The sequence below is a fragment of the Geopsychrobacter electrodiphilus DSM 16401 genome (genome assembly GCF_000384395.1).
Taxonomy (GTDB): domain Bacteria; phylum Desulfobacterota; class Desulfuromonadia; order Desulfuromonadales; family Geopsychrobacteraceae; genus Geopsychrobacter; species Geopsychrobacter electrodiphilus.
The window spans coordinates 1,931,557-1,956,689 of record NZ_ARWE01000001.1 but is presented as its reverse complement, the minus strand read 5'-3'; the positions used below and the strand labels follow the sequence as shown (position 1 = coordinate 1,956,689).

Here is a 25,133-nt window from a genome sequence, read left to right as displayed (position 1 = left end):
TCACCCTTCACGCCTCACACTTCACAGATTTCATAAGGAGCAGTTCATGCCTTGCAGGATTGTGGTTGGTTTGAAAGATGGCGTGCGGGATGCGCGCGGTGAGCGGATCAAGGCTGAGATTAATCATCACCTCGGGCTGAAGTTGACTCAGGTCCAGACCCTGGATGTCTACACCCTTGATGCCGACTTGAACCCCTCCGAGATTCAGGCCGCGGCCCGGGGCCCCTTGAGCGACCCGGTCATTCAGCAGGTTGCCATCGACCGTCCCCTGGCCCATGATTTTGATGTGCTGATTGAAATCGGGTTTCGTCCGGGCGTGACGGACAACATCGGTCGTACGGCGCGCGAGGCGATTGAGTATCAGACCGGGCGGCCTTTTGCCGCTGGGGAAGCGGTCTATACCTCGGTGCAGTATCTGCTGAGCGGAGCGATTGACAAGGCACAGGCCGAGCAGGTCGCCAGCGGCTTTCTGGCCAATGGTCTGATTCAGCGCTGGACCATTCTGGCCAAGGATGAACTCGACGCCAGTAAAGGGGTTCCGGTCAGCCTGCCGCGGGTCGCCGCCGCCGCCGAAGTATGCGTGCAGAAGATCAATCTGAACGTCAGCGATGCCGAGCTGCTGCAGATCAGTCGCGACGGGATGCTGGCGCTGAACCTGCTGGAGATGAAGACCCTCCAGGCCCATGTCAATGATCCCGCGGTGCAGGCGAAGCGCCGTGAAAAAGGCCTGGGTTCAGAGCTGACGGATGTGGAGCTTGAGGCGCTGGCGCAGACCTGGAGCGAGCACTGCAAACACAAAATCTTCTCGGCAAAAATTGATTATACCGATGAGCATGGCAACGCCGAAACCATCGATTCGTTGTTTAAAACCTATATCGTCGGTGCAACGCGGGATATTCGCCGGAACCTCGGCAAGGACGATTTTTGTCTGTCGGTCTTCAAGGACAACGCCGGGGTGATCAAGTTCAACGACGACTGGAGCATGGTCTTCAAGGTTGAGACCCACAACTCTCCCTCGGCCCTCGATCCTTACGGCGGGGCGCTGACCGGCATTGTCGGGGTCAACCGTGATGGCTACGGCACCGGCATGGGTGCGCGCCTGATCTTTAACACCGACGTCTTCTGTTTTGCTTCCCCTTTTTTCACCCAACCGCTCCCGCCGCGCCTGCTGCATCCCCGGCGCATCTTTGAAGGGGTGGTCGAAGGGGTTGAGCATGGCGGCAACAAGAGCGGCATCCCGACGATCAATGGTTCGATTCAGTTTGATGACCGCTTTGCGGGGAAACCCCTGGTCTATTGCGGCACCGCCTCAATAATGCCGGCCCGACTTAACGGCAAGCCCTGTCACGAAAAACAGGTGCTGGTCGGGGACCACATCGTTATGACCGGCGGGCGCATCGGCAAGGATGGCATTCACGGCGCGACCTTCTCCTCGGAAGAGTTGCATGAGGGCTCGCCCGTTACCGCGGTGCAGATCGGTGACCCGATCACCCAGCGCCGCATGTTTGATTTTCTGATCATCGCGCGCGACCGCGGTCTGTATAACTCGATTACCGACAACGGGGCAGGGGGGCTCTCATCCTCCATCGGCGAGATGGCCGAAGACACCGGCGGTCTCGAGCTGCACCTTGATCGTGCGCCGCTGAAATATCCCGGCCTGCAGCCCTGGGAAATATTGATTTCCGAAGCCCAGGAGCGCATGTCGTTGGCGGTTCCCGAGAAGAACCTCACCGCCTTCATGCAGCTCGCACGCGAGATGGGGGTTGAAGCGACCGACCTGGGGCAGTTTACCGATTCGGGCTATTACCATTGCCTCTACAAGGGGGAGACCGTCTGCTGTCTCGATATGGAGTTTCTGCATGGCGGCGTGCCGCAGATGCAGATTCTGGCCCGCTGGGAGAACAAGGGGCACAGGGAACCGTCAATTGCCGGCCGTGACCTGCAGGCGGATCTGCTTGGTTTGCTTGGGCGCTTGAATATCTGTTCGAAAGAGTCGGTGGTGCGCCGCTATGATCATGAGGTTCAGGCCGGCTCGGTTGTGAAACCCCTGACCGGTGTTGCCAACGACGGCCCGAGCGATGCGGCGGTCTATCGTCCGCTGTTCGACAGCTTCGAAGGGATAGTCACTGCTCACGGCATCTGCCCGAGTTACAGCGATATTGACACCTATCACATGATGGCCTGCGCCATTGACGAGGCGCTGCGCAACTATGTTGCGGTGGGCGGAAACATTGAGCATGTTGCCGGTCTCGACAACTTCTGCTGGTGTGATCCGGTCGAGAGCGAGCGCACCCCGGACGGCGCCTACAAGGCCGCGCAGCTGGTGCGGGCCAACAAGGCGCTCTACGAGTACTGCGTGGCCTTCGGCGTGCCGCTGATCAGCGGCAAGGACTCGATGAAGAACGACTATCAGATCGGTGACACGAAAATCTCGATCCCGCCGACCGTCCTTTTTTCGGTCATCGGCAAGATCGACGATGTGCGCAAAGCGGTGACCATGGACGTGAAGACCCCGGGTGATCTGGTTTATCTGCTCGGCAGCACCGCCGATGAGCTGGGTGGTTCTGAATATTACCGCATGTGCGGTGAGCTTGGGGCCAACGTACCCCGGGTCGATGCACAACGAGCCTACAGCTTGTACAAGACCGTCAATCAGGCGCAAGATAAAGGCCTGCTGCGCAGCTGTCATGACCTGTCCGATGGTGGCCTGGCGGTCTCTCTGGCCGAAACAGCCTTCGCCGGCGGCTTCGGGATTCAGGCCGACCTGTCCAGGGTCGCGGTTCGTGGCGAGCTGTCCGACGCCGCACTGCTCTTCTCCGAATCCCAGTCGCGGCTGCTGGTCAGCATCAAGCCCGAGAGCAGAAGCGCCTTCGAAGCCTTGTTTGCCGGCTGTGATTGCGCCCTGATCGGCGAAGTCACAGCTGAACCGATGCTGTCGCTCAGTCGCGGCGGTAAACCTTTGATCGAAACCACCAATGATCAGAATAAAGAGGCGTGGCAGGCGCCGTTGCGGGAGCTTTAAAGATGGCAAAACAAGTCAGATCGCTGGTGATCGCCGGCAACGGAACCAACTGTGAACGTGAGGTCGCCGAGGCCTGTCGCCTGGCCGGATCAGAAGTCGCCGAGGCGATCCACATCGCCGAACTGCTGGCCGGACGGGTGAAGCTCGAGGACTACCACTTTTTGAACCTGGCCGGGGGGTTCCTGGATGGCGATGACCTCGGCAGCGCCAAGGCGGGAGCCAATCGGCTGCTGCATGCGCCGGTCGCAGGTGGCGGTGCCTCGCTGGCTGAGCAGATGGCGCAGTTTATCGTCGATGGCAAGCTGATTATGGGGGTCTGCAACGGCTTCCAGCTCATGGTCAAAATGGGCCTGCTGCCGGCAGCGGACCAGGACTATCAGGACCAGACCTGCACCCTGACCCACAACGATTCGGGCCGTTTTATCGATCGCTGGGTCTATCTGCAAGCGGACAGCCAATCGCCCTGTATCTACACCCAGGGGCTGAAAGGTATTTACCTCCCGGTGCGGCATGGGGAAGGGAAGTTTGTCGTCGACAGCGATGCCACTCTGGCCCGGATTGAAGACGCCCATCTGGCTCCTTTGCGTTACGCCGATGCCGCTTTTCAGCCGACCATGGATTATCCCGCCAACCCGAACGGGAGTATCAATGCCATCGCGGGTGTGTGTGACCCCAGCGGCCGGTTGTTCGGGTTGATGCCCCACCCGGAAGCCTATGTCCACTATACCCAGCACCCGCGCTGGACCCGTGAGACGCTGCCGCAAGAGGGGATGGGGCTCTGGCTCTACCAGAATGCGATCAATTACGTTCGCGAGAACCTGCTTTAGGATAATAAATGTTCGATAAACTGCACGAAGAATGTGGCGTTTTTGGGGTTTTTGGCCATCCGGAAGCGGCTAACCTGACCTACCTCGGTCTTTATGCCCTGCAGCATCGCGGGCAGGAGGGTTGTGGTATCGTCTCCTCCGACGGCTATCGACTGCACGCCCATAAGGGCCTAGGTCTGGTCTCGGATGTGTTTAAAAAGGGACAGGTCTTCGATCACCTCCCCGGACGTTCAGCGATCGGTCATGTGCGCTATTCGACCGCCGGCGGGAATGACATTAAAAACTGTCAGCCGATTGTGGTCGATTATTCCCGCGGCAGCATCGCGGTTTCACATAACGGCAACCTGGTCAATGCCCAGGAGGTACGCAGCCGGCTGGAGCAGAGCGGTTCGATCTTCTCGACTACGGCGGATACCGAAACCATTATCCATCTGCTGGCCCGGGCGCAGTCCGATTCGTTGATCGATCGGATCTGCGAGGCGCTGCATATCGTCCAGGGGGCCTACAGCCTGCTGCTCTTAACCGAGTCCCGGCTCATCGCCGCGCGCGATCCCAACGGATTTCGCCCGCTGTGCCTCGGCCGCCTGGATGGAGCCTATATCGTCGCCTCTGAATCCTGCGCCTTCGATCTGGTCGATGCCGAGTTCATCCGCGAGATCGCGCCGGGTGAGATGGTTGTCATCGATAAAACCGGGATGAAATCGTTTTCCCCCTTTAAAGAGACGAGTCCAACCCCCTGCATCTTCGAATATGTTTACTTCGCCCGTCCTGACAGTCGTATCTACGGCCGGATGGTTTACTCGGTGCGTAAGGAATCCGGCCGCCAGCTTGCCCGGGAGCACGGGGTTGAGGCGGACCTGGTTATCGCCGTCCCCGACTCAGGCGTTCCGGCAGCCATGGGCTTCGCCGAAGAGTCAGGCCTCCCGTTTGAGATGGGCCTGATCCGCAACCACTACGTGGGGCGAACCTTCATTGAGCCCCAGCAGTCGATTCGTCACTTCGGGGTCAAGCTGAAACTTAACCCGGTGCGGGACCTGCTGGAAGGGAAGAGGGTGGTTGTGGTGGATGACTCGATTGTCCGCGGTACGACCTCACGCAAGATCGTCAAGATGCTGCGTGATGCCGGCGCGACAGAGGTTCATCTGCGTATTTCCAGCCCGCCGACCAGCTTCCCCTGTTATTACGGCATTGATACGCCATCGCGCAAGGAGCTGATTTCTGCTTCGCACAGCGTCGAGGAGATCGCCAGGTATGTCACCGCGGACAGCATTGGTTATCTGTCGGAAGAGGGCCTGTTGAAGTCGGTGCATGCTTCGGGGGAGGGATGCTCGACCTTTTGTGACGCCTGCTTTAACGGCAGATACCCGGTCAAGTTCCCGCGTTTGAAAGCTGACAAACAGTTGGGATTATTTTGAGATCGTGAGGTGTGAGGTGTGAGGTGTGAGGTGTGAGGTGTGAGGTGTGAGGTGTGAGGTGTGAGGTGTGAGGTGTGAGGTGTGAGGTCTTGATTAGACCTTTTCGACTCACCCCTTACTCCTCACTCCTCACCTTTACCCTCACTCCTCACGGAACTAACTTGGAGAGAGTGATGAGTAGTGTTAAAAGCGAACTGAAGAAAATTATTCTGGAAATGTCCTACGAACAGCGTGAAGTGACACTGGCTTCGGGGCGCAAGAGCAATTTTTACTTTGACGGGAAGCAGACAACCTTGCACGCCAGGGGTGGCCTGTTAACGGGTAAGGCGTTCTGGGAAGAGGTTAAAAAGTTCGAGGGTCCGATTCACGGCGTGGGTGGTCTGACCCTGGGTGCCGATCCCATCGCCACGGCGACGTCGATAGCGGCTGAGCTTGACGGCCAACCGGTGCATGCCTTCATTATCCGCAAGGAGCCGAAAGGGCATGGTACTGGCCAATGGCTGGAGGGGCGGAAAAACCTGCCGCCGGGATCGCGGGTTGTCATCGTCGAAGATGTCACGACGACCGGAGGATCTTCCATGCAGGCCGTTGAACGCGCACAGGAGGAAGGTCTCGTGGTTCTCGGGATCGTCACTCTGGTAGATCGTGAAGAGGGCGCGCGTGAAAATATCGAAGGCGCCGGGCAGGTCTTGCGCTCGGTCTTCACCCGGACTGAAATTGTCGGGAAATAGATCCGAGAAATATGATTAAAAATATAAAAACTTTATTTATCAATTAAATAGACATATATATTTAACGTCATACTCTAAGCAGGGTCGACAAATCAGTCGGCCCTGCTTATGCTTTTTTAAGGTCTCATAGGGCGTGCAGCGCTGCGGCAAGCTAGTCCTCTGCCGGGATCCGAAACACCTCAAGGACGCCTGGCCTGGCTCGTAACTGCTCCTCCGAGATCGCATGGGTATCGCCAACGACTCCCAGGATAACCCGTTCACTGCCGGTGGACTGGTGGAAATCACAATCGAGCTCGACCAGAAATTCCTTGACCTGTTCCAACTCCTCTTCGCTTGCCCGTTTCTTCATGACTACCAGCATCTATTTACCCTTTCGGCTCTCGGACCGCTCAAGGCTGCGGCTCTCGTCAATGACGCGTTCAAACAGACGAACGACCGCGGCGCTCTCCAGCGGACCGGGATTCTCCTGGCGCATCCTCTCAAAAATCAGTTTCTCGCGGCGTGGATCGTAGATCGGCAGGTCGAGGTCTCTTTTGATGTGGCCGATCTCAAGGGCCAGGGCGGCGCGTTCGTTGAACAGCCGCAGCAGATCGTTGTCAATACGATTGATCGCAATCCGGATCTCGTCGATATCCATAAAGAATGTCCTGTCCTTACTGACTCAGATTTTCGAATGTTGCCCCGGGAATGACGGTGTCCTTTTTCCAGTTCTGGTCATCCCGCTCCGGGTAATCGAGGGTGAAGTGCAGCCCGCGACTCTCTTTGCGTTGCAGGGCGCTTTTAACGATCAGTTCTGCGACGGTGGCGATGTTGCGCAGTTCGATGAGGTCGGAGGTCAAATGGAAGTTCCAGTAGTATTCAATGATCTCCTGTTGAATCAGTTGAATCCGCATCAGGGCGCGGGTCAGGCGCTTGTTGGATCGAACGATCCCGACATAGCTCCACATGCAGCGTCTGATCTCTTCCCAGTTGTGCGCGACAATGACCTCTTCGTCACTGTCGGTCGCGTTTCCTGAGTCCCATGGCGCGATGCTTGGGAATTCAGCAGGGGAGGAGGCCAAACGTTGCAATGAGGTTTCGGCCGCACGACGGGCGAACACTACCCCCTCAAGCAGGCTGTTGCTGGCGAGACGATTGGCGCCATGCAGTCCGGTGCAGGCGCTTTCGCCGATGACAAACAGGTTTCTGATGCCGCTTTCGCCATGACTGTCGACCTGAACTCCGCCGCAGAGATAATGTGCCGCAGGGACCACCGGGATCGGCTCCTTTGTCATATCGATCCCGTATTCGAGACAGGTTTCATAGATCATCGGAAATCGATCACAGATATAGTCGGCGCTCTTATGGGTCATGTCGAGAAAAACGCAGTCATCCCCGTACTGTTTCATCTGATGATCGATCGCCCGGGCGACAATATCGCGCGGTGCGAGATCTTTGAGCGGATGCTGGTCGGCCATAAAGGCCGTGCCGTCGCGGCGGCGCAAAATGGCCCCCTCACCGCGCACGGCTTCTGAAATTAGAAACGATTTGGCGTTGGGATGATAGAGCGTGGTCGGGTGGAACTGCATGAATTCCATATTTGCCACCGCGGCTCCGGCACGCCAGGCCATGGCGACCCCATCACCGGTCGCGACATCGGGGTTGCAGGTATAAAGATAAACCTTGCCGGCTCCTCCCGTCGCCAGGACCGTGAAGCGAGCGCCGATAGTGACAACCGACTGACCCTCGATGTCGAAAACATGGGCACCAAGACAGCTGTTTATAGCGCAGGGCTCATGCAGATTTTTGGCGGCGGTGATCAGATCGATGGCGATGTGGTTCTCCAGCACCTGGATGGCCGGATGGTTCTGCACGGCCAGGACCAGGGCACGCTCGATTTCACGTCCTGTCGCGTCTTTGGCGTGAAAGATACGGCGTTCACTATGTCCGCCTTCACGGGTCATATCATATTCGTTCTGCTCGTTACGGCTGAACTCGACCCCCCAATTGATCAGATCTTCGATGACTTTCGGACCCATGCGGACGGTCAGATCCACAATATCGCGATGAGGCAGGTCAACTCCTGCCACCATCGTATCTTCGGTGTGTGCAAAGAAGTCACCCTGTTCGGTTGAAACGGCGGCGATCCCTCCCTGGGCAAGGCGGGTGGCAGTAAAGTCGATGTCGCGTTTGGTGACCAGCAGGACCGACCCCTGCTCGGCAACCTTTAACGCATAACTGAGGCCAGCAATTCCACTGCCGATGACCAGAAAATCAGTGGTAAGTTTCATTTTAAAGTTCTCTTAAGGAGGTTAATGTCTCAATGTCTTCGCCAAAGGCGATCATTATTGAAGTCCAGTGGTCGGATGTCAAGAATTTGGGGGATGTCAGCCAATTAGAGTTGTTTCAAAAAGATTAATCATTTATAAACATTCTCATGCGCCTGCTGACTGCCACAATCATACTGCTCCTGTTTGCTTCACTGGGTGAAGCGAACATCTATCGCTATGTCGACAGTTCCGGACGCGTCCATTTTACCGATGTGCCAACCAACACAACCTTTCAATTTTACCGGGGCGAGGGGGAGTCCGTCGGTCTCGCCTCACTGATCAAGTATTACGCACAGCGCTTTCATCTTGACGCGGCCCTGGTCAAGGCGATGATCAAGGTCGAGAGTGATTTCAACCCCAGGGTGGTTTCAATGAAGGGCGCACAGGGTTTGATGCAGTTAATGCCGGCAACTGCCCGTGAAGTTGGAGTTTCTGATCCTTTTGATCCAGGTCAGAATATCTTTGGCGGGACCTGCTATATGCGGCAGATGCTTGATACTTTCGATAGTAACCTCGATCAGGCACTGGCCGCTTATAACGCCGGGCCGAGTGTCGTCCAACGTTATGGCGGTATCCCTCCTTACGATGAAACCCAGAATTACGTTCTGCGTGTAAAAAAATATCAAGCCTATTATCAGCAGTTTACTGACCAGACTGATTAAGTTGCTCAGCCATGGCGCTCAGCGTCGAACTCCGGGGCCAAAATCAGCTGCGGTTTTTTTAAAAACTGGAAATATTTTTCATTGACACCCCGTTAAGCGTTTTGTTATAAGTTGTGCCGCTCGACACAACGGGCGTTTTTGAGCGGGAATAACTCAGTGGTAGAGTGCAACCTTGCCAAGGTTGACGTCGCGAGTTCGAATCTCGTTTCCCGCTCCATAAAAATTAACGGCCGTCTCTTCCTGGAGACGGCCGTTTTTCGTGGTTGCGGTTATCCTGTCGTTCCTCTTCTTTAATTAAGCACCGGCCTCTGTGGCACCCCTGGTAACTTTTGATTTTTCTCAATCTGGAATGAAGCGTTTAAGTGTCGGGGAATATGCTGAGCAGCATCGATAAATTAGATTTTGCCCTTGACACTCGATACCCGATTTGGTACTTCAATGCGCACACCGGACAGCGACATATCGGCCTCGTCGCCAAGTGGTAAGGCAGAGCTCTGCAAAAGCTCCATCACCAGTTCGAATCTGGTCGAGGCCTCCATAATATAAAAAGCCAGCCTTCCTCAAGGGTTGGCTTTTTTGTTTTGAAGGTCCGATTTGCCTGAATCAACTTACTGATTTATGATGCGTGCCATCCTGAAACCCATCAGAGAGCTCTTCTATGGATTTTTTCACCTTGCCACTCCTGACCCTGACCGGAATCTTTTCGGTGTTGGCCGGATTTCTCGCTGGACTCCTTGGCATCGGTGGTGGGGTGATCCTGGTTCCGTTGTTTCTCTGGCTGTTTCATATCGCCGGTATGCCAGAGCATCTGATTGTGCACACGGCATTCGGCACCAGCCTGTGTGTCATCGTCCCTACCGCCATCAGCAGCGCGCTGGGGCATCGTCTTCACGGCAACGTGGTCTGGCATCAGGTTTTCTACCTGGCGGGTGGCGCGGCGCTCGGCGCGCTTTTTGGTTCAAGCCTGGCGGCGCTCCTCCCCGGGGCTATCCTGCATAAGGCCTTCGGTTGTATGGAGATTCTGGTTGGTCTGAAATTACTCTTTTATCATCCCTATCTGCCCCCTGAACATCAGGTACCACCGCGCAAGAGCTCATTATTGATGGTCGGTTCGACCGGCGGCCTTTTCTCGGCTTTTTTCGGAGTTGGCGGTGGGGTTATTTCGGTACCGCTGATGCTGATTGTGTTGCGGCTGCCGATTCATCTGGCGGTGGGTAATTCCAGTGCCGTCATTGTAATTTCAGCGCTCGCCGGCACCCTCAGCTACATGTTTCATGGAATGCATGAAGCCGCAGGCATCCCGTTTTCCATTGGCTATGTGAACCTGTTGGTTGCGGCGGTTGTCGCACCACTTACTATTGTCAGCGCCCGACTGGGTGTGCGCCTTGCAACCAGCATCAGTCAGGATAAAATGATTAGAGTCTTCGCTGTTCTGCTGATTCTACTCGGCCTGAAGTTAACTTTCTGATTTGGGTGAAAGGAGCTACTTATGGTTCGAAAACCAGTGGTTGCTGGAAGCTTTTACCCGGGAAGTCCTGATCAGTTGCGTGAAGAGGTAGCGACTTTGCTGGCGGGAGGGGAGCAGGCGCAACCGTCTACAGCTCTCATTGTTCCGCATGCCGGCTATATTTATTCTGGACGCATCGCCGCTGCCGCCTATAAAAAAGTCGCCATTCCGGAGACCGTCGTCATGCTCGGTCCAAATCATCGGGGAGTCGGATCCTCGGCCGCAGTGTTTGCTCACGGATCCTGGCAGACACCGCTCGGCAAAAGCCCCATTAACTCCCTGCTCGCCGCTCAGTTGATCGCAGACTGTGATTTGCTCCGAGACGATGAATTCGCCCATCAGGGCGAACATTCTCTCGAAGTTCAGCTCCCCTTTTTGCAGATGTTGCGCAATGACGTGCAGATTGTTCCGATCACCCTGGGGCATGCCGCCCTTGAAGACTGGTTGCAGTTAGGTCGCCAGCTGGGTGAAAGTCTCAGCGGCTACCCTCACAAAGTGCTGCTCATTGCCAGTAGTGATATGAACCATTTTGCTCCGGCAGACATCACCCCGCGCATCGATCGGCTCGCCCTCGACCAGCTGGAAAAATTCGACCCGGTGGGACTGTACAAGACGGTCAGGTCGCATAACATCAGTATGTGCGGTGTAGTCCCGGCGCTGGTGGTGCTTGAAGCAGCAGCGGTACTTGGTGCGACAACCTGCCGTCTGCTCTGCTATGATCACTCGGGCAGGGTCAATGGTGATCTCACCTCGGTGGTCGGCTATGCTTCACTTATCATCCAATAAAATGGTTATTATGCTTGATCCTGTAAAAAATTCTGCTGTATAAACAGCAGGTTCACTAACTGACGGATCCCTCCCGCGTGCTCAATCCAGGTGAATTATCCCCTTTTGTTCAAAATAAGGAGCTTCAAGACATGTCTGACTTACGTGTTCGTTTTGCCCCCAGCCCAACCGGGTATCTGCATATTGGAGGTGCCCGTACTGCGCTGTTTAATTACCTGCTCGCCAAGAAAGAGCAGGGGACTTATGTCTTACGGATTGAAGATACTGACATTGAGCGGTCATCCCAGGAATCGGTCGATGCCATTCTCAATGCCATGGAGTGGCTGGGGCTCAGTTGCGACGAGGGTCCGTTTTACCAGACAGACCGTTTTGAGCTGTACAAATCCAAAATCCAGCAACTTCTCGATACCGGGAAGGCTTACCGCTGTTATTGCACCACTGAAGAGCTGGATGCCAAACGTGAGCTGGCTGTTCAGGAGGGCCGTAAACCCAAATATGATGGGACCTGCCGCGAACGCAGCGCTCAACCCGATGCGCCCTACGTCGTGCGTTTTAAGCTTCCTGACCCGGATGGTGAGGTCTGTTTTGTCGATCGGATCAAAGGGCCTATCACGGTGCGCAATGAGGAGTTGGATGATCTGATTCTGCAGCGCACCGACGGGACCCCGACCTATAATTTTGTGGTTGTCGTTGATGATGCTGAGATGGGGATCACTCTGGTTATCCGTGGGGATGACCATATCAACAATACCCCGCGTCAGATCCATCTGTACCGCGCCCTCGGTTATGCGGTCCCCGAGTTCGCCCACGTGCCGATGATTCTCGGCGATGATAAGAAACGTCTCTCAAAACGTCATGGCGCAACTTCGGTCATGGCTTATCAGGAGCAGGGTTTCTTGCCGGAGGCGATGATTAACTATCTGGTACGACTCGGATGGTCCCACGGGGATGAAGAAATCTTTTCAATGGCTGATCTGATCGAAAAATTCACCATCGAAGCCGTCGGCCGCTCGGCCGGAGTTTTTAATCCGGAGAAACTCCTGTGGTTGAACAGCCATTATATAAAGGCGCTGGATCCGCAGAAATTGGTGGAACTACTGAAACCCTTTCTGGTGAAACAGGGGATTGATTTTAGCCATGGACCCGATCTGGTCGCGGTGGTCAAGGGTCTTCAGGAGCGCTCTTCGACCCTGGTGCAGATGGCCGAAGGGGCAGCCTTCTACTTTGCCGATCAGCCTGAATTTGATGATAAAACCCGTACCCAGTTTCTGCGTGAAGAGAACCGTCAGCTGTTTTTGACTTTAAGAACAGCGCTTGTCCGCTGTGATACCTTCGAACAGTCGACACTTGAGCCCGTATTGTATACGGTGCTTGCAGACCTGGGTCTGAAATTTGGTAAACTCGCCCAGCCTCTTCGCGCCGCATTAACTGGCGGCTCACCGAGCCCGGGTATTTATGAGCTGCTGGAAGTTTTAGGTCGGGACACCGTGATCAAACGGATCGATGGAGCATTGAGCAAGTTAGTCTAATTGGTGATTCGCGAAACCTTTCTGTTTTGCCGTCTACAGGGACAAATCATGGCGCTGAACCGACAGCAGAGACGCTGGTTCTTCTCGGCAGAAGAACAACTAACAAATTCGCCAGGGCCCAGTCTTTATTCGGCGGCAACCTATTGAAAATATTTTTTCTTTTTGCTTGACCGACTGATTGTTCTTTGATAAAAAACGGAGCTCTTGGGGCGTCGCCAAGCGGTAAGGCACCGGATTTTGATTCCGGCATTCCCAGGTTCGATCCCTGGCGCCCCAGCCATTAAAAAAAAGAGCTGAAGCTCATGGATATTCTGCACTGTCCCGAGGGATGGTGGAAAAATGGATGAAGATTTTCTTCGTCCATTTTTTTTTGGCCTAAAGAGATTAATAAAATCTCTAAAATCAGTTGCGTTAGGATATAATCTGTCTAAACTTTATTAGTAGTTTACTAATAAATATCTAATGTAATTTAGGATAGGGAGGCCCAGATGAGAAAAACTCAGCCCATACGCACCGATTTCACCACGGGATTTCAGCTCAAATTTATTCTCGCGATGGCTTTGGGAGCACTGATATCAACTCTTGCGATCTATCTTTATCTGGATCAGGGGCTGGGCACAAATTATTTTGATGCCCTGGTAACCCTCTCGACCGTTGAAGCCGCTCTGACTTCATCCCTCGTGATCACCTTCTGCCTGCAATTTTTTCTGATCTCTATTTTGACCATCGGTTTAACCCTTTTTGTCAGCCATAAAATTGCGGGCCCCATCTTTCGCTATGAAGAAAGCCTGTCCAAGATTCTGGATGGGGACCTGCGCACTAATGTGCGTACACGCGACGGCGATCAGCTGAAATCGATGATTGACAGTATGAACAATTGGCAAAATTCGCTGCGTAATATCTATACTCAGGCCAATCAACTGGAACGCGAAATGATCTCGCATCTCAGTCATTCTGATACATCAACCGCAAATGAAACTTCCGAGTTGAAAGATTCTGTCCAGAAAATGTTTAAAGTTCTGACTTTTGAATCCGAATCGGGGAGGGGGGGGCATGAATAAGCGACTCGCAATAATCCTTTCCCTGATTGCGGCCAGTAGCCTGATACTGAGTGGCGTTTTATCAGCGCGTTCGAATGATGGCCATGATTTTTCGGGGAAATGTGAAACCTGCCACCTGACAAGTCCACATAAAGGGAGCAAGAATCTTTTTACTATGGATATCGATACCCTGTGTATTGAGTGCCATGACCTCGCGTTAAAAAATTCGCATCCAACCAAGATGATTCCGAGCATGAACGTGCCGGAATACTTCTTTCTTGATTGGCAAGGTCGCGTGAATTGCGCCACCTGTCATGACCCTCATGACAAGGAAAGCAAAATGATGCTTCGATCTGACGCGCGTGGTCGTAGCTTTTGTGAAACCTGCCATAAAGGAGGGGTCTTGCAAGGGCGTCATGTCGCGGCCTCTGGGATGGCTCATGCGAAAAACTGGACACCGCCGTCATCAGACTCCATAGGTCAAATTCTCGACCCTGTAAGTCTTGAATGCCTGGTTTGCCATGAAGGGTCAGTTGGCCCCGCTGCAGAAGTTCAAATTGGTTCGCGCTCAAGTGGGCAGGGGCTCTCCTATACGGGGCCAGGGTTCAGTCACCCCATCGGCGTCGATTATGGGCAGGCGGCCGCGCGGAATAAAGAACTACGGCGCCTGGACGATCTCTCCCCACTGATCTCCTTGTACGAAGGGAAAGTCGGCTGCGCGTCCTGCCACAACCAGTTTTCTCATGAAGGGGACATGCTGGTTTTCAGCAACCGTGGCAGTGCGCTGTGCCTCGAGTGTCATATTAAATAGCAAACAACCTCTTGATGGGAGGGTTTCTCAATGGGACGTCTGAGCCTGAGAAGGCGTAAATTTTTTATTAAGAAAGAATTTCAGGGTAAATTTATTGCAATTTACGCAGTTGGCGTATTAGCCCTTTCGGGGATTACGACACTGGTGTTGAACCGAGTACTGCATAAGATCGTAGATGAACAACTCTACAGTTCACATATGAAGGTGCATCGCACTGGCGAACTGTTTTTAACGCCATTAATTCAAACAAACCTTTATTCCATACTGGCTGTCAGCCTGTTGATCCTGATTTTCTCCATCGTCGTGTTTAAGCGCCTGAATCATCATTTTACGCGAATGGATCTTGCCTTTCATGCAATGGCTGATGGTGATTATCAGAGTTATGATCCACCGGGGAGCCGCTTTGAAGAAATCAATGCAATGATTGATCTGGTGCGCAAGACCCAGGATGATTACGGATCTTTGACCGCTGAGCTGTCGAAGCTCATCCAGGAGATTGACGCCGCAGTGAAAGCGGGATCTTCTCATGGTCAGATCAAAGCCCTGCACGGTCGCTTGACTCAGGCAATCAGTCGTATCCAATTGCCAGAAAAGGGCTAGTCGCCAGCACGGAATCTATGGCAAAAGGCCTCGTGGTCAACGGGGCCTTTTCTTTTGTTTGCGTCTTCATGAATGTTTCGGCTACATTTCAGACCACTAAAAATTCATGGAGACATAATATGCCGATGATAGAGGAACCTCTTTCGCCCGAATACATGTTTTATCTTCCTCCGGTCGGACGCTCTGTTGTTGCGGGCGCCGATGAACACCACGTTGAGCTTCCACAGATCCCATTACCGCTCTACCTTGAGACCTGCTCAAATGAAGTCCCCTCTGACAAACAGGTGGGAATTGGCCTGTATAATTATTTGCGTCGGTTTCCTGATTGCCCTCGTTGTACAGACTACGCTCAGATTTTACAGCAGGCCTTTCCTTATTACCTGACCGACATAGGTTCTCAGATCATCATGCTAGAGGCCAAGGATGTCGATGCACCCTATATTCGGCGTAAGATCAACTATCTGAAAATTCTCGTCCTGCTGAGCCCTGAAAACCCTCAACTTTTGCAAAAGGTCGGAATCGCCTATTTTGAACTCGGGATGATTTATGTCGAGTTGATCAACGTCAGACGTGAACTCAGTCACGCGATCTCGTTTTTGCAGCGCTCTCTAAATTTCGTCCCGCAGGACACAGCCACCCTGAATGTTCTGGGTCAGATCAGTTATTTGATGGGCGACTATCCGGGTGTGCAGCGCTACTGGCAAGGGGTTGTTGATCTGATCCCTGATGGTGCTGCGCGACAATTACTGGTTCAACGTCTTGCGCGCGTTGTTGATGGCCAGGCTCCGCAACAACCGTTGATCAATGATCTCGAAGCGATCGGCATAGCTACCGAGCATTTTGTCGTTCAGGAGTATGAGGCCGCAGCAGAGATCATGAATCGCCTGGAGGAAGAAGCGGTTCTGCCTGCCGAATTACCCAGCCCTGAATTTTTTTATTTTTTGGGCCTGTGCAGGGAGAAATGCGGTGAAATTGCTGCGGCTTTTGAGGCTTATCACAAGGCTCTCGCCATCGATCCTGATCATTTGCCTTCAGTCGAGGCCATTGAAGGAATAACAACTCTCCCCAGCTAACAGGCAAAATTCTTTGTCGATTGACTTGCCGGGGAAATCGAAGTATATGAGGCGACTTAAGGTCTATTCACACCTTCTCTCGCGAAGGTCAAATCTGGAGGAACCATGAACCCACTTGCTGCAGAACTTAACGACCTGCTCGAAAAGAACAACCCACATGTCCTGGCCATGCTTTCTGATCTTGGTCGCAACCTCTTTTTCCCGAAGGGGATTCTCAGCCAATCTGCTGAAGCGAAAGAGAAGGCGCATAAATTCAACGCCACCATCGGAACCGCAACCGAAAATGGTGGGCCGATGTATCTCCAGTGTATCCAGGATAAGCTGTCAGCATTTAATCCTGCGGATATCTACCCCTATGCACCACCGGCGGGGAAACCCCAGTTACGTCAACTGTGGCGGGAAAAGATGCTGCGGGAGAATCCGGCACAGCAGAACAAACATTTTGGCATGCCGATTGTCACCAATGCGCTGACTCATGGCCTCGCGATTATCGCTGACCTGTTTGTTGAGGCCGGAGACCATCTGATTCTGCCTGACATGCTGTGGGGGAATTACAATCTGACCTTTGGTACACGACGCAATGCGATCATCAAAAAATACAATACTTTCACCGAAGCCGGTGGCTTCGATGTCGAGGCCTTCAGGGCCTGTCTGAAACAGACCGCCGCTGAAAAAGGGAAGGCCGTTGTGATTCTTAACTTCCCTAACAACCCAAGCGGCTATACCCCGACCATCGCAGAAGGGGATGCGCTGGTAGCCGTTATGAAAGAACAGGCAGACGCGGGCTGCAATATTGTTGCGGTTACCGACGACGCCTATTTTGGCCTCTTTTACGAAGACTCGATGCAGGAATCCCTGTTCGGAAAACTGGCCAACCTGCATCCGCGTATCTTCAGCATCAAACTGGACGGCGCCACCAAAGAGGAGTTTGTCTGGGGCTTCCGCACTGGCTTCATCACCTTTGCTGATGGAAAAAGCGAGCAGAACGAAGCTGTCCTGACCGCCATCGAGAAGAAGGCCCTCGGGATTATTCGCGGGACCATCTCCAACTGTCCGCACCCCTCTCAAACCTTTGTCATTGAAGCCCTTAAATCCCCCGATTTCGTGGCCCAGAAGCAGCAGAAACTGGAAATTTTAAAAGGACGGGCGCTCAAGGTGAAAGAGGTCCTTAGCGATGTCAGGTTTACTGATTCCTGGAGTTACTATCCTTTTAATTCCGGATATTTCATGTGCCTGAAATTGAAAAGGGTTGACGCTGAAGCCTTGCGCGTGCATCTGCTTGACAAGTATGGTGTCGGGGCGATCTCGGTGACGAAAACCGACCTGCGCATCGCCTTCTCCTGTATTGATGAAAAAGATATCGCTGAACTGTTTGAGCTGATTTACAAGGCTGAACTCGATCTGGCCTGACCCTGATTGCCTTAAAACTATAAACGGCCTGCTTTTTCGAATGCAGGCCGTTTTTTTATTCCCTGATATGCTCTTACCATCATGAATATTTATGAACTCTTCAGTAAAACATTAAGCCCCGCCGCGACCTTGTTGCTCGAACAGCTGCGGGCGCTTCCAAGGGCTGAGGACGCCTCTATCTGGCTGGTGGGTGGCTCTGTGCGCGACCTGCTTCAAGGAGAGTCGGTCAGAGATTTTGATTTTGCCTTCTCTTCCGACCTGACTCCGCAAATAAAAACCTGGGCGCGTAAAGCCGGAGGGAGCTGGTTCTGGCTTGACCAGCAACGCCTGCAAAGTCGAGTGCTCTTCAGTCAATATGGCTTACAGTTTGATTTTTCGGGACTGAGGGCCCCTGATATTTTCGCTGATCTTCGTTTGAGGGATTTTACGGTCAATGCGCTCGCGTTCTGTTTGGGCGAAGAATCTGAACTGATTGACCCCTTGGGCGGGCGGGCAGATCTTGAACAAGGGGTCTTGCGCAGTTGCGGGCCAACAGTGCTCTTTGACGACCCTCTGCGCATTCTGAAGGGCTTTCGCCATTTTGCCGAATATGGCTGGCAGATTGAAGCCCGCACAGGTCAGGAGATGGTGCGCGCAGCCTCTGACCTTGAAAGAGTTGCAGGAGAACGGATTAAATCTGAACTGGGGAGGATTCTCAATTCGGAACGCGTGGTTTTTACCCTGGGCTTGTTAATCGAGTATGGCGTTCTCAGGCAACTCTTCCCGACCCTTAAAGAAGACACTTTGGTCGGAAAATTAGATTCATTTGGCGCGCGCATTCTCCAATTGGAGGTCTTCCCCGAGTTGAAAACCCTTCTCGACGCACAAATGGAAGACTGTGTGCCACGTCGAGCCCTGCTGTTTTTTGCTGCACTGTTAGAGCATCTTTCTGGTCCTGGCGATATCCTTCAAACTTTCAAACGGTTATGTTTTTCAAATGGTAGTCGAGCTATCTTAACCCGCTTATGCCTGGGAGCGGAGCTTCTTCCTGCCATGTTTAGTGATCACACATCTTCACGCGCAGCCGCACTTAAAGTTGAAGCAATGGCTCCTTGTTGTATTGAGGCCCTTCTGTTTACCCTGGCCCGCCGCGATTGTGATGATCTTGATTCATTGGCCGCTGGACATATCACCGCTTATCTTGAACATGAGACCAGAGGGGAAATCGCGCATCTGCTCGATGGCACAACGATAATGGACTTGACCGGCTTGAAACCGGGGCAGGGCATTGGACTATGGCAGGACCGGATAAAGTCCGCTGAAATTGCAGGAGAAATAACTGACAGGCAAACCGCACTTGATTGGTTAAAGGTGAGATTTTGCGATTGACAAAATGATAATGGTCTTCATATACTGCGCATCGCTTTGCGGGAATAACTCAGTGGTAGAGTGCAACCTTCCCAAGGTTGAGGTCGCGAGTTCGAATCTCGTTTCCCGCTCCAATAAAAATCTGCCCCGGACCACTATATGGCTCCGGGGCTTTTTATTTCCAGGCTATAGGGTTTAAGATGGAAAAGGTCGTTCAACTTATCCGCTGTCCAAGATGTGGGAAATCGACTGTCTGGCAAAACAACCCGGACAGGCCGTTCTGTTCGGAAAAATGCCGCGAGGTTGATCTCGGTCGCTGGGCCAACGAGGATTATTCCATCCCCGGTCCTGAGGTTCAACCAGAAGAAGATAACCCAGAATTTTAGCTTCAGGAGTATCAACATATGTACCAGCTCAAAATTTTGAGTAATTTCGCCGCCGCCCACAATCTCCTGCATTATCACGGTGATTGCGAAAACCTGCATGGCCATAACTGGAAGGTTGAAGTCACGGTCACTACCAGGGATCTGGATGCTTCGGGGCTCGGTATCGACTTTAAATCCCTGAAGAAGCACACGAATGAAATACTTGACCGTCTAGACCATAAATATTTGAATGACCTGGATTTTTTTAAAGACATCAGCCCGTCTTCCGAGCATATCAGTCGCTATATTTTTGAGGCTCTTGAGAGTTCTCTTGTTGTCCCCGGGGTGACGCTTAAAGAGGTGACGGTCTGGGAGTCTGACAATGCCTGCGCGACCTATACCCGTGACTGAAGCCAATCTGATCGAAATATTTTCATCCATCCAGGGCGAAGGGCCCTACCTCGGGTATCGGCAACTTTTTATCCGCTTTGCCCACTGCAACCTCTCCTGTACTTATTGCGATACTCCGTTTGCGCCGGTTTCTGCTTGCCGGGTCGAAACCGCTCCGGGCAGTGAATCATTTAGCTCCTTGAAAAACCCGGTATCCCATAAAAGCATCGAAACCCTGCTTGAAGATTGGGTCGGTGGTTCTCCTGATTTGCACCATTCACTCAGTCTGACCGGTGGCGAACCCTTATTGCAGGTGCCCGTCCTTCTGGATTGGTTGCCGATGATGCGCAATTATTTGCCCATTTATCTGGAAACCAATGGTTCACTTCCTGCCCAATTAAAGTCTCTGCTTCCCTGGCTGGATTATATTTCCATGGATATCAAGCTCCCCTCCATCTCCGGTCATGAGCTATGGGACGAGCATCGTGAGTTTTTGGGTCTGGCACGGCAGAAGACGGTCTTTGTTAAGGTGGTTTTTGCCCAGACAACACCCTTGTCTGAAATTGAAACAGCCGCTCGTCTGGTCGCAGAGACAGCACCTGATGTCGATCTGATCCTTCAACCCTGCACCCAATCCTCCGGCATCAAATTAACAACCGGGCAAATGCTCAAGGCTCAGCAGGTTGCCGTTACATATCATCCCAAAACACGGGTTATCCCTCAGACGCATAATTTTTTAGGGGTTCTTTGATGCTTTTTATCCCCGAAATAACCATGACTGAATTTAGCGACGGACTGGAAAAAACCCGGACCGTCCTGATCCCTTTCGGCTCGACCGAGGAGCATGGGTCTCATTTGCCGCTCGATACGGACACCTTGCATGCTGTGGAGGTTGGAAAGAAGCTCGCCCTAAGGCGGGATATTTTCATTGCCGCGCCCATTCACTATGGCGTCTGCCGTTCGAGTTCTCAGCATCCTGGTACGGTTTCAATTACCACCGAAACGCTCAAGTCCCTGACCCTCGATATTGTTACGTCCTTATATCAAAGTGGGTTGCGCAACTTTGTTTTTTTGAGTGGACATGCCGGTGGTACTCACATGGCGACTTTGACGGATGCCGGTGAAAAATTATTGGTGAAGTTTTCTGATCTGAAGATCGCGGTTTTGACCGAATACATGCTGGCGGCGAGGGAAGGGCGGCATCTGATTGAGACCGAAGGGGACTCTCATGCCGGGGAGATTGAAACCTCACGTATTCTGCATTCACATCCCCAACTGGTCAAAGGTGTGGCGGCACGCGAATTCCCTGATTTTCCAGTGGGGATTCTGGTCAGAAACAAGAGACAATACTGGCCAGGCGGGGTTTGGGGCGACCCTTCTAAAGCGACGGCCCAAAAAGGTGCGGCTCTGGAATCACTGGTGGTTGATGCACTCGGTCGACTGGTGGATCAACTGGAGCAGTTCGTAGAGCGGGATTAAAAGATCAGGAAAATTTCTTGCGCAACTCCTCGGCGACCTGAGGTGGCACAAATTTGGATATATCACCGCCCAGCGAAGCCACCTCTTTCACGATCGAAGAACTTAAGTAACCGTAGCGGGTTGAAGTCATCATGAACAGGGTTTCGATCTGTGGGCTGATCGAGTGGTTCATCTGAGTCAGCTGAAACTCATATTCAAAGTCGGAAACCGCCCTTAATCCACGCAAGATGATGCGCGCTTCACGCGAAACGACATAATCGACCAGTAGTCCATCAAACGTATCCACTTCAAGGCGTGGGTTGCCATCGATCAGGCGATTGATCAGGTCGACCCGGTCCTGAACTGTGAAGAGGCTGTTTTTCTCTGAATTCCGCGCAACAGCGATGATCACCCGATCGAAGATTTCAAGCCCACGGCGGATGACGTCCATGTGGCCATTTGTTATCGGATCGAAAGACCCGGGATAGATTGCAATCTGATTGTTCATGTCGCCTCACTGACCCTTGGATTTAATAAAATGGACTTCCGCACGGCCATAATGACGCGTTTCAATAAGCTCGAGTCCTGTAGGGAGGACTGGGTCCTCACCTGTTTCTGATTCGGCGCAGATTATTCCATTTTGCGCCAGCAGATGCAAGGCCGCGATCTGTTCCAGGACTGGTGGGATTAAACCTTGATTGTATGGGGGGTCCATAAAAATAAGCTCAAACGGAGGTTTGCCGGCCAGCTGGGCGAGGGCATTGAAAGCTGGAAGCTCCATCAGTCTTGCCCGCTCTGTCATTCTGCAGCGCAGACTATTTTCAGTGATCAGGCGTGCTGCCTGAGGGTTATTGTCAATAAGCACCGCTGATTGGGCTCCACGACTTAAAGCCTCAAGGCTCATGGCGCCGGTTCCGGCGAAGAGTTCGAGCACCTTGAATTGATGCAGACTGTTAAAGCGGCTCAACAGAATGCTGAAGATCGCCTCACGTACCCGGTCGGGGGTCGGTCTGATGCCGCTATCTGAAAATTCAGCGAGTTTACGACCACGGGCACTGCCACTGATTATTCTCATGTTTTGCCTTTTGTCTTATTTTGTCACAGCCTCGGTCCATGATATCCATACAAGAGCTGGTGAGGTTAAACTCAATCATGTCCCAGTGGAATCCTGATAATAGCTGAATGGAGATCGTATGTATCCTGTCAAACTGGCAGCTTATGCAGCTCAAAGCAGTAAGAGTCGCGGAAGGGTTCATCCTGAGCCCTTTAAGGATGATCGTCTCATGTTTGAACGTGATCGGGACAGAATCATTCATTGTGCCGCTTTTCGCCGTCTGGAATACAAAACCCAGGTCTTCGTTAATCACGAGGGTGATTATTATCGCACCCGGTTGACCCATTCACTCGAGGTCGCGCAAATCGCTCGCGGAATAGCCCGGGCGCTCAATTTGAACCTGGATCTGGTAGAGGCTTTGTCCCTGGCTCATGATCTGGGGCATACCCCCTTCGGTCACACCGGCGAAGAGGTTCTGAATCGCCTCATGCAGGGGTTCGGGGGCTTTGAGCACAATCAACAATCCCTGCGTATTGTCGATCTGCTTGAAGAACGTTACCCAAACTTTAACGGCCTGAATCTGAGTTGGGAAACCCGGGAAGGGATTATCAAGCATTCTTCGGATTACGACAAAGCCGGGACATCGGCTATCACTGAATTTGAACCAGCGGAACGCGCGACCCTGGAAGCGCAGATTATCGACCTGGCCGATGAAATTGCTTACAACAATCATGATATTGATGATGGATTGAAAGCAGGTTACATCAAGTTGAAAGATTTGGCTCAAGTCGACTTATGGCAGACAACCTTTTGTAAAGTCAGCGCAAAATTTCCACTCATAGATGAAAAACGCCAGATTCTTCAGACAATCAGTTACCTCATCGGCGACCTGATCCATGATCTGGTTGCGACGACAGATATCAACCTGGCCGCCGCAAATATCCGCTCACTGGATGATCTGCGACGACAACCACAGAAAATGGCCGCTTTCAGCGTGACAATGCAGCAGAAAAACCGGGAATTGAAGAAATTTCTCTACCATAATCTTTATCGCCACCACAAGGTCGAGTTAATGCGGGTCAAGGCCGAACACTTTCTCACCCTGTTGTTTGAAAGCTATATCAAAAACCCGACACTGCTCCCACGTGCCCACCAGGAGAAATTTGATGAGCATGGCCGTGAACGTGTGATCTGTGACTACATCGCCAGCATGACTGATCGGTTTGCACAGGACGAATACAAGAAGCTTTATGAACCTTTTGAGCGCGCCTGACGACCGCGGTTCTGATCAACCCGGAATTTTAATTTGCGGATCTTTTCCCTGACGATACAGCAAAATGGTGTGTCCCATTATCTGGGCGATTCCCGAACTGGTTTTTTCAGACAGCTCAGCTGCAACCATTTTGCGGTCACTCAGACAACCTTCCTGTAGCTTGACTTTAATCAGCTCATGAATCTCAAGGGCTTCATCCGTTGCGTTAATAACGGTCTGATTAACCTCGTCCTTGCCGACCATGACGATTGGCTTTAAATGATGTCCCAATCCGCGTAAATGACGTTTTTGCTTGCCGGTTAATTCCATATTCAGCTCCTGCGCCCACATCGTGACGCCTTTATTAGTTAAGCCCTGAGACCCTGAGAAAATCTTGACTCTGTCATTCAAAGTAACTCCGAGACGGTGATTTTGAACTTTGCCCCTAATCGGTTCGCGGTCGCCCGACTCTTACCGTAAAAAATAGCTTGTGGGTTATAGAACATAACTGGCAAGCCAGTAAAGCAACATTCCGACTAAAACGGTTCCGCCCAAACTTCTGGTTTTTAACGCAAACGCCAAGGTCGGAATTGCGACGAGAAATTCAGGTTTTCCAAAATGCAGGCTGCGCTGTGTGTTCTCACAAAAGAGCAGGGGGGCGAGGAGTGCGCTCAGGATGGACACCGGGATCAGGCCCAGCCAATCAACCAGGCCCTGGGGGAGCTTTTTGTGCGCCAGATAAAGCAACGGCAATGACCTTGGCAGGTAGGTAACCGCACCCATGCCACAGAAGAGCAGCAGGTAATCGTTAAACGTCATTGACCCTCCGTTTCCGGACTTGCAACAGGTACCCGCCGGTCGCAGCACAAATAGAAGCTCCAACGATGTAGGAATCGCCCGGGATAAGCAAATACCAGCTCACAGAGATGATGGCGGCCAGGAGCCCGGTCAAAAGATAGATTCTGCCCCGAAGCTGGAAGACCAGCAGACAGATAAACATGGCCGTCAGCGCAAAGTCGATACCAAAGGCGCCCTGAGGCACAAACTGTCCTAAAAGTGCTCCCGTTACCGTTGCAATAATCCACACTATATTCGCCAGTTGATTTGTTACCAGCGCGCGATTGCGATCCCAGTTCCCTGTACGAAAACGGGTCATATTGACGGCGAAGCTTTCATCGGTGATACCGTAGGCGAAAAATGCCAGAAATGAGCGCTTTACACCCGAGAGGTAGACGGCCAGCGCCGAGCTCATCAAGGTATGCCGCAGATTTACTACAAAAGTCGTGAAGATGATTGCCGGGGTCGATGCCCCTGCAACCAGCATCGCAACGCAGATAAACTGTGCACTCCCGGCAAAAACCAGCACCGACATCATCAGGACCGCCCACCAGGGGAGTCCTGCCTGCTGTGCAAGCACGCCCAGAGCCAGGCCAATGGGGAAGTATCCCAGGCATATGGGCCATGCTGCGGCAGCACCTTGTCTCAGGGTCTTCTGGGGTGGAGTAACTGTTTGGTCCATGGATTCGGTGTCGAGGTTGTGCAAAT

The 25,133-nt window shown here is 52.7% G+C and carries 27 protein-coding genes and 4 tRNA genes; 23 read left to right on the top strand and 8 right to left on the bottom strand.

Annotation, left to right across the window (positions count from 1 at the left end; all coding sequences use genetic code 11):
- Window positions 1-46: 46 nt before the first annotated feature.
- The 4 genes from D888_RS0109330 to pyrE all read left to right on the top strand — a co-directional run bounded on the left by D888_RS0109330 (window position 47) and on the right by pyrE (window position 5,995).
- On the top strand, window positions 47-3,022 hold the full coding sequence (locus tag D888_RS0109330; protein ID WP_020676284.1) for a phosphoribosylformylglycinamidine synthase subunit PurS: 2,976 nt from the start codon (window positions 47-49) through the stop codon (window positions 3,020-3,022).
- Window positions 3,023-3,024: 2 nt separating this feature from the next.
- Window positions 3,025-3,849: a phosphoribosylformylglycinamidine synthase subunit PurQ gene (locus D888_RS0109325; protein ID WP_020676283.1), complete on the top strand. Its 825-nt coding sequence runs from the start codon at window positions 3,025-3,027 to the stop codon at window positions 3,847-3,849.
- An 8-nt stretch (window positions 3,850-3,857) separates the two neighbouring features.
- On the top strand, window positions 3,858-5,264 hold the full coding sequence (gene purF, locus D888_RS0109320) for an amidophosphoribosyltransferase (protein ID WP_020676282.1): 1,407 nt from the start codon (window positions 3,858-3,860) through the stop codon (window positions 5,262-5,264).
- Between the two features lie 173 nt (window positions 5,265-5,437).
- Window positions 5,438-5,995 carry an orotate phosphoribosyltransferase gene (gene pyrE, locus D888_RS0109315; protein WP_020676281.1) on the top strand — a complete coding sequence of 186 codons (558 nt, stop codon included), beginning with the start codon at window positions 5,438-5,440 and terminating at the stop codon, window positions 5,993-5,995.
- 151 nt (window positions 5,996-6,146) lie between these two features.
- Here pyrE and D888_RS0109310 read toward each other — a convergent pair whose 3' ends face one another.
- Genes D888_RS0109310 through nadB form a run of 3 tightly spaced genes read right to left on the bottom strand, consistent with a single transcriptional unit; the run spans window position 6,147 to window position 8,265 of the window.
- The gene (locus D888_RS0109310) at window positions 6,147-6,356 is read right to left on the bottom strand and encodes a hypothetical protein (RefSeq protein ID WP_020676280.1); all 210 of its coding nucleotides are present in this window, start codon (window positions 6,354-6,356) and stop codon (window positions 6,147-6,149) included.
- The gene (locus D888_RS0109305; RefSeq protein WP_020676279.1) at window positions 6,357-6,632 is read right to left on the bottom strand and encodes a chorismate mutase; all 276 of its coding nucleotides are present in this window, start codon (window positions 6,630-6,632) and stop codon (window positions 6,357-6,359) included.
- A 16-nt stretch (window positions 6,633-6,648) separates the two neighbouring features.
- The gene (gene nadB / locus D888_RS0109300) at window positions 6,649-8,265 is read right to left on the bottom strand and encodes an L-aspartate oxidase (protein WP_020676278.1); all 1,617 of its coding nucleotides are present in this window, start codon (window positions 8,263-8,265) and stop codon (window positions 6,649-6,651) included.
- Between the two features lie 146 nt (window positions 8,266-8,411).
- Between nadB and D888_RS0109290 the strand changes: the two genes are divergently transcribed.
- The 18 genes from D888_RS0109290 (at window position 8,412) to D888_RS0109205 (ending at window position 21,303) form a co-directional block, all read left to right on the top strand.
- A complete protein-coding gene (locus D888_RS0109290; RefSeq protein WP_020676276.1) occupies window positions 8,412-8,966 on the top strand; it encodes a lytic transglycosylase domain-containing protein in 555 nt (184 codons plus the stop codon).
- A 142-nt stretch (window positions 8,967-9,108) separates the two neighbouring features.
- Window positions 9,109-9,183 (top strand) — tRNA-Gly (locus tag D888_RS0109285).
- Window positions 9,184-9,430: 247 nt separating this feature from the next.
- A tRNA-Cys gene (locus tag D888_RS0109280) sits at window positions 9,431-9,504 on the top strand.
- 120 nt (window positions 9,505-9,624) lie between these two features.
- Window positions 9,625-10,434: a sulfite exporter TauE/SafE family protein gene (locus D888_RS0109275; RefSeq protein ID WP_020676275.1), complete on the top strand. Its 810-nt coding sequence runs from the start codon at window positions 9,625-9,627 to the stop codon at window positions 10,432-10,434.
- 21 nt (window positions 10,435-10,455) lie between these two features.
- Window positions 10,456-11,259, top strand: a complete 804-nt coding sequence (gene amrB, locus D888_RS0109270) for an AmmeMemoRadiSam system protein B (protein ID WP_020676274.1) — start codon at window positions 10,456-10,458, stop codon at window positions 11,257-11,259.
- Between the two features lie 131 nt (window positions 11,260-11,390).
- On the top strand, window positions 11,391-12,788 hold the full coding sequence (gene gltX, locus D888_RS0109265) for a glutamate--tRNA ligase (RefSeq protein WP_020676273.1): 1,398 nt from the start codon (window positions 11,391-11,393) through the stop codon (window positions 12,786-12,788).
- A gap of 205 nt (window positions 12,789-12,993) precedes the next feature.
- Window positions 12,994-13,068: transfer RNA gene (locus D888_RS0109260), tRNA-Gln, on the top strand.
- Window positions 13,069-13,276: 208 nt separating this feature from the next.
- The gene (locus tag D888_RS0109255) at window positions 13,277-13,849 is read left to right on the top strand and encodes a methyl-accepting chemotaxis protein (protein ID WP_020676272.1); all 573 of its coding nucleotides are present in this window, start codon (window positions 13,277-13,279) and stop codon (window positions 13,847-13,849) included.
- Entirely contained in the window at window positions 13,842-14,639 is a 798-nt protein-coding gene (locus tag D888_RS23070) for a cytochrome c3 family protein (protein WP_020676271.1), read from the top strand. The genes D888_RS0109255 and D888_RS23070 overlap by 8 nt, the downstream gene beginning before the upstream one ends.
- A gap of 30 nt (window positions 14,640-14,669) precedes the next feature.
- Window positions 14,670-15,239, top strand: coding sequence for a hypothetical protein (locus D888_RS0109245; RefSeq protein ID WP_020676270.1), 570 nt, complete (start codon window positions 14,670-14,672; stop codon window positions 15,237-15,239).
- A gap of 119 nt (window positions 15,240-15,358) precedes the next feature.
- Window positions 15,359-16,312 (top strand): tetratricopeptide repeat protein, encoded by a 954-nt coding sequence (locus D888_RS0109240; RefSeq protein ID WP_020676269.1) that lies wholly within the window; start codon window positions 15,359-15,361, stop codon window positions 16,310-16,312.
- Between the two features lie 105 nt (window positions 16,313-16,417).
- Window positions 16,418-17,722, top strand: coding sequence for an aminotransferase class I/II-fold pyridoxal phosphate-dependent enzyme (locus D888_RS0109235; protein ID WP_020676268.1), 1,305 nt, complete (start codon window positions 16,418-16,420; stop codon window positions 17,720-17,722).
- An 81-nt stretch (window positions 17,723-17,803) separates the two neighbouring features.
- Window positions 17,804-19,090, top strand: coding sequence for a tRNA nucleotidyltransferase/poly(A) polymerase-related protein (locus D888_RS23065; protein WP_020676267.1), 1,287 nt, complete (start codon window positions 17,804-17,806; stop codon window positions 19,088-19,090).
- A gap of 38 nt (window positions 19,091-19,128) precedes the next feature.
- Window positions 19,129-19,203 (top strand) — tRNA-Gly (locus D888_RS0109225).
- A 66-nt stretch (window positions 19,204-19,269) separates the two neighbouring features.
- The gene (locus D888_RS23620; RefSeq protein WP_083928825.1) at window positions 19,270-19,455 is read left to right on the top strand and encodes a DNA gyrase inhibitor YacG; all 186 of its coding nucleotides are present in this window, start codon (window positions 19,270-19,272) and stop codon (window positions 19,453-19,455) included.
- Between the two features lie 18 nt (window positions 19,456-19,473).
- Entirely contained in the window at window positions 19,474-19,845 is a 372-nt protein-coding gene (gene queD / locus D888_RS0109215) for a 6-carboxytetrahydropterin synthase QueD (protein WP_020676265.1), read from the top strand.
- Window positions 19,817-20,575 (top strand): 7-carboxy-7-deazaguanine synthase QueE, encoded by a 759-nt coding sequence (locus D888_RS0109210; RefSeq protein WP_033423239.1) that lies wholly within the window; start codon window positions 19,817-19,819, stop codon window positions 20,573-20,575. The genes queD and D888_RS0109210 overlap by 29 nt, the downstream gene beginning before the upstream one ends.
- A complete protein-coding gene (locus D888_RS0109205; protein WP_020676263.1) occupies window positions 20,575-21,303 on the top strand; it encodes a creatininase family protein in 729 nt (242 codons plus the stop codon). Before D888_RS0109210 ends, D888_RS0109205 begins: the two co-directional genes overlap by 1 nt.
- 4 nt (window positions 21,304-21,307) lie before the next feature.
- Here the strand turns inward: D888_RS0109205 and coaD are convergent, their stop codons facing one another.
- Window positions 21,308-21,790: a pantetheine-phosphate adenylyltransferase gene (coaD, locus tag D888_RS0109200; RefSeq protein ID WP_020676262.1), complete on the bottom strand. Its 483-nt coding sequence runs from the start codon at window positions 21,788-21,790 to the stop codon at window positions 21,308-21,310.
- 6 nt (window positions 21,791-21,796) lie between these two features.
- Complete coding sequence (gene rsmD / locus D888_RS0109195) at window positions 21,797-22,357, bottom strand: 16S rRNA (guanine(966)-N(2))-methyltransferase RsmD (RefSeq protein ID WP_020676261.1); 561 nt, start codon at window positions 22,355-22,357, stop codon at window positions 21,797-21,799.
- Window positions 22,358-22,475: 118 nt separating this feature from the next.
- Here rsmD and D888_RS0109190 point away from each other — a divergent pair, with 118 nt between their 5' ends.
- Complete coding sequence (locus D888_RS0109190; RefSeq protein ID WP_020676260.1) at window positions 22,476-23,609, top strand: deoxyguanosinetriphosphate triphosphohydrolase; 1,134 nt, start codon at window positions 22,476-22,478, stop codon at window positions 23,607-23,609.
- A 15-nt stretch (window positions 23,610-23,624) separates the two neighbouring features.
- Here the strand turns inward: D888_RS0109190 and yhbY are convergent, their stop codons facing one another.
- The 3 genes from yhbY to D888_RS0109175 form a co-directional block, all read right to left on the bottom strand.
- Entirely contained in the window at window positions 23,625-23,999 is a 375-nt protein-coding gene (gene yhbY, locus D888_RS0109185) for a ribosome assembly RNA-binding protein YhbY (protein ID WP_281169657.1), read from the bottom strand.
- Window positions 24,000-24,083: 84 nt separating this feature from the next.
- Window positions 24,084-24,407, bottom strand: coding sequence for an AzlD domain-containing protein (locus D888_RS0109180; protein WP_020676258.1), 324 nt, complete (start codon window positions 24,405-24,407; stop codon window positions 24,084-24,086).
- Window positions 24,397-25,107, bottom strand: coding sequence for an AzlC family ABC transporter permease (locus D888_RS0109175; RefSeq protein WP_033423528.1), 711 nt, complete (start codon window positions 25,105-25,107; stop codon window positions 24,397-24,399). The genes D888_RS0109180 and D888_RS0109175 overlap by 11 nt, the downstream gene beginning before the upstream one ends.
- Window positions 25,108-25,133: the final 26 nt, after the last annotated feature.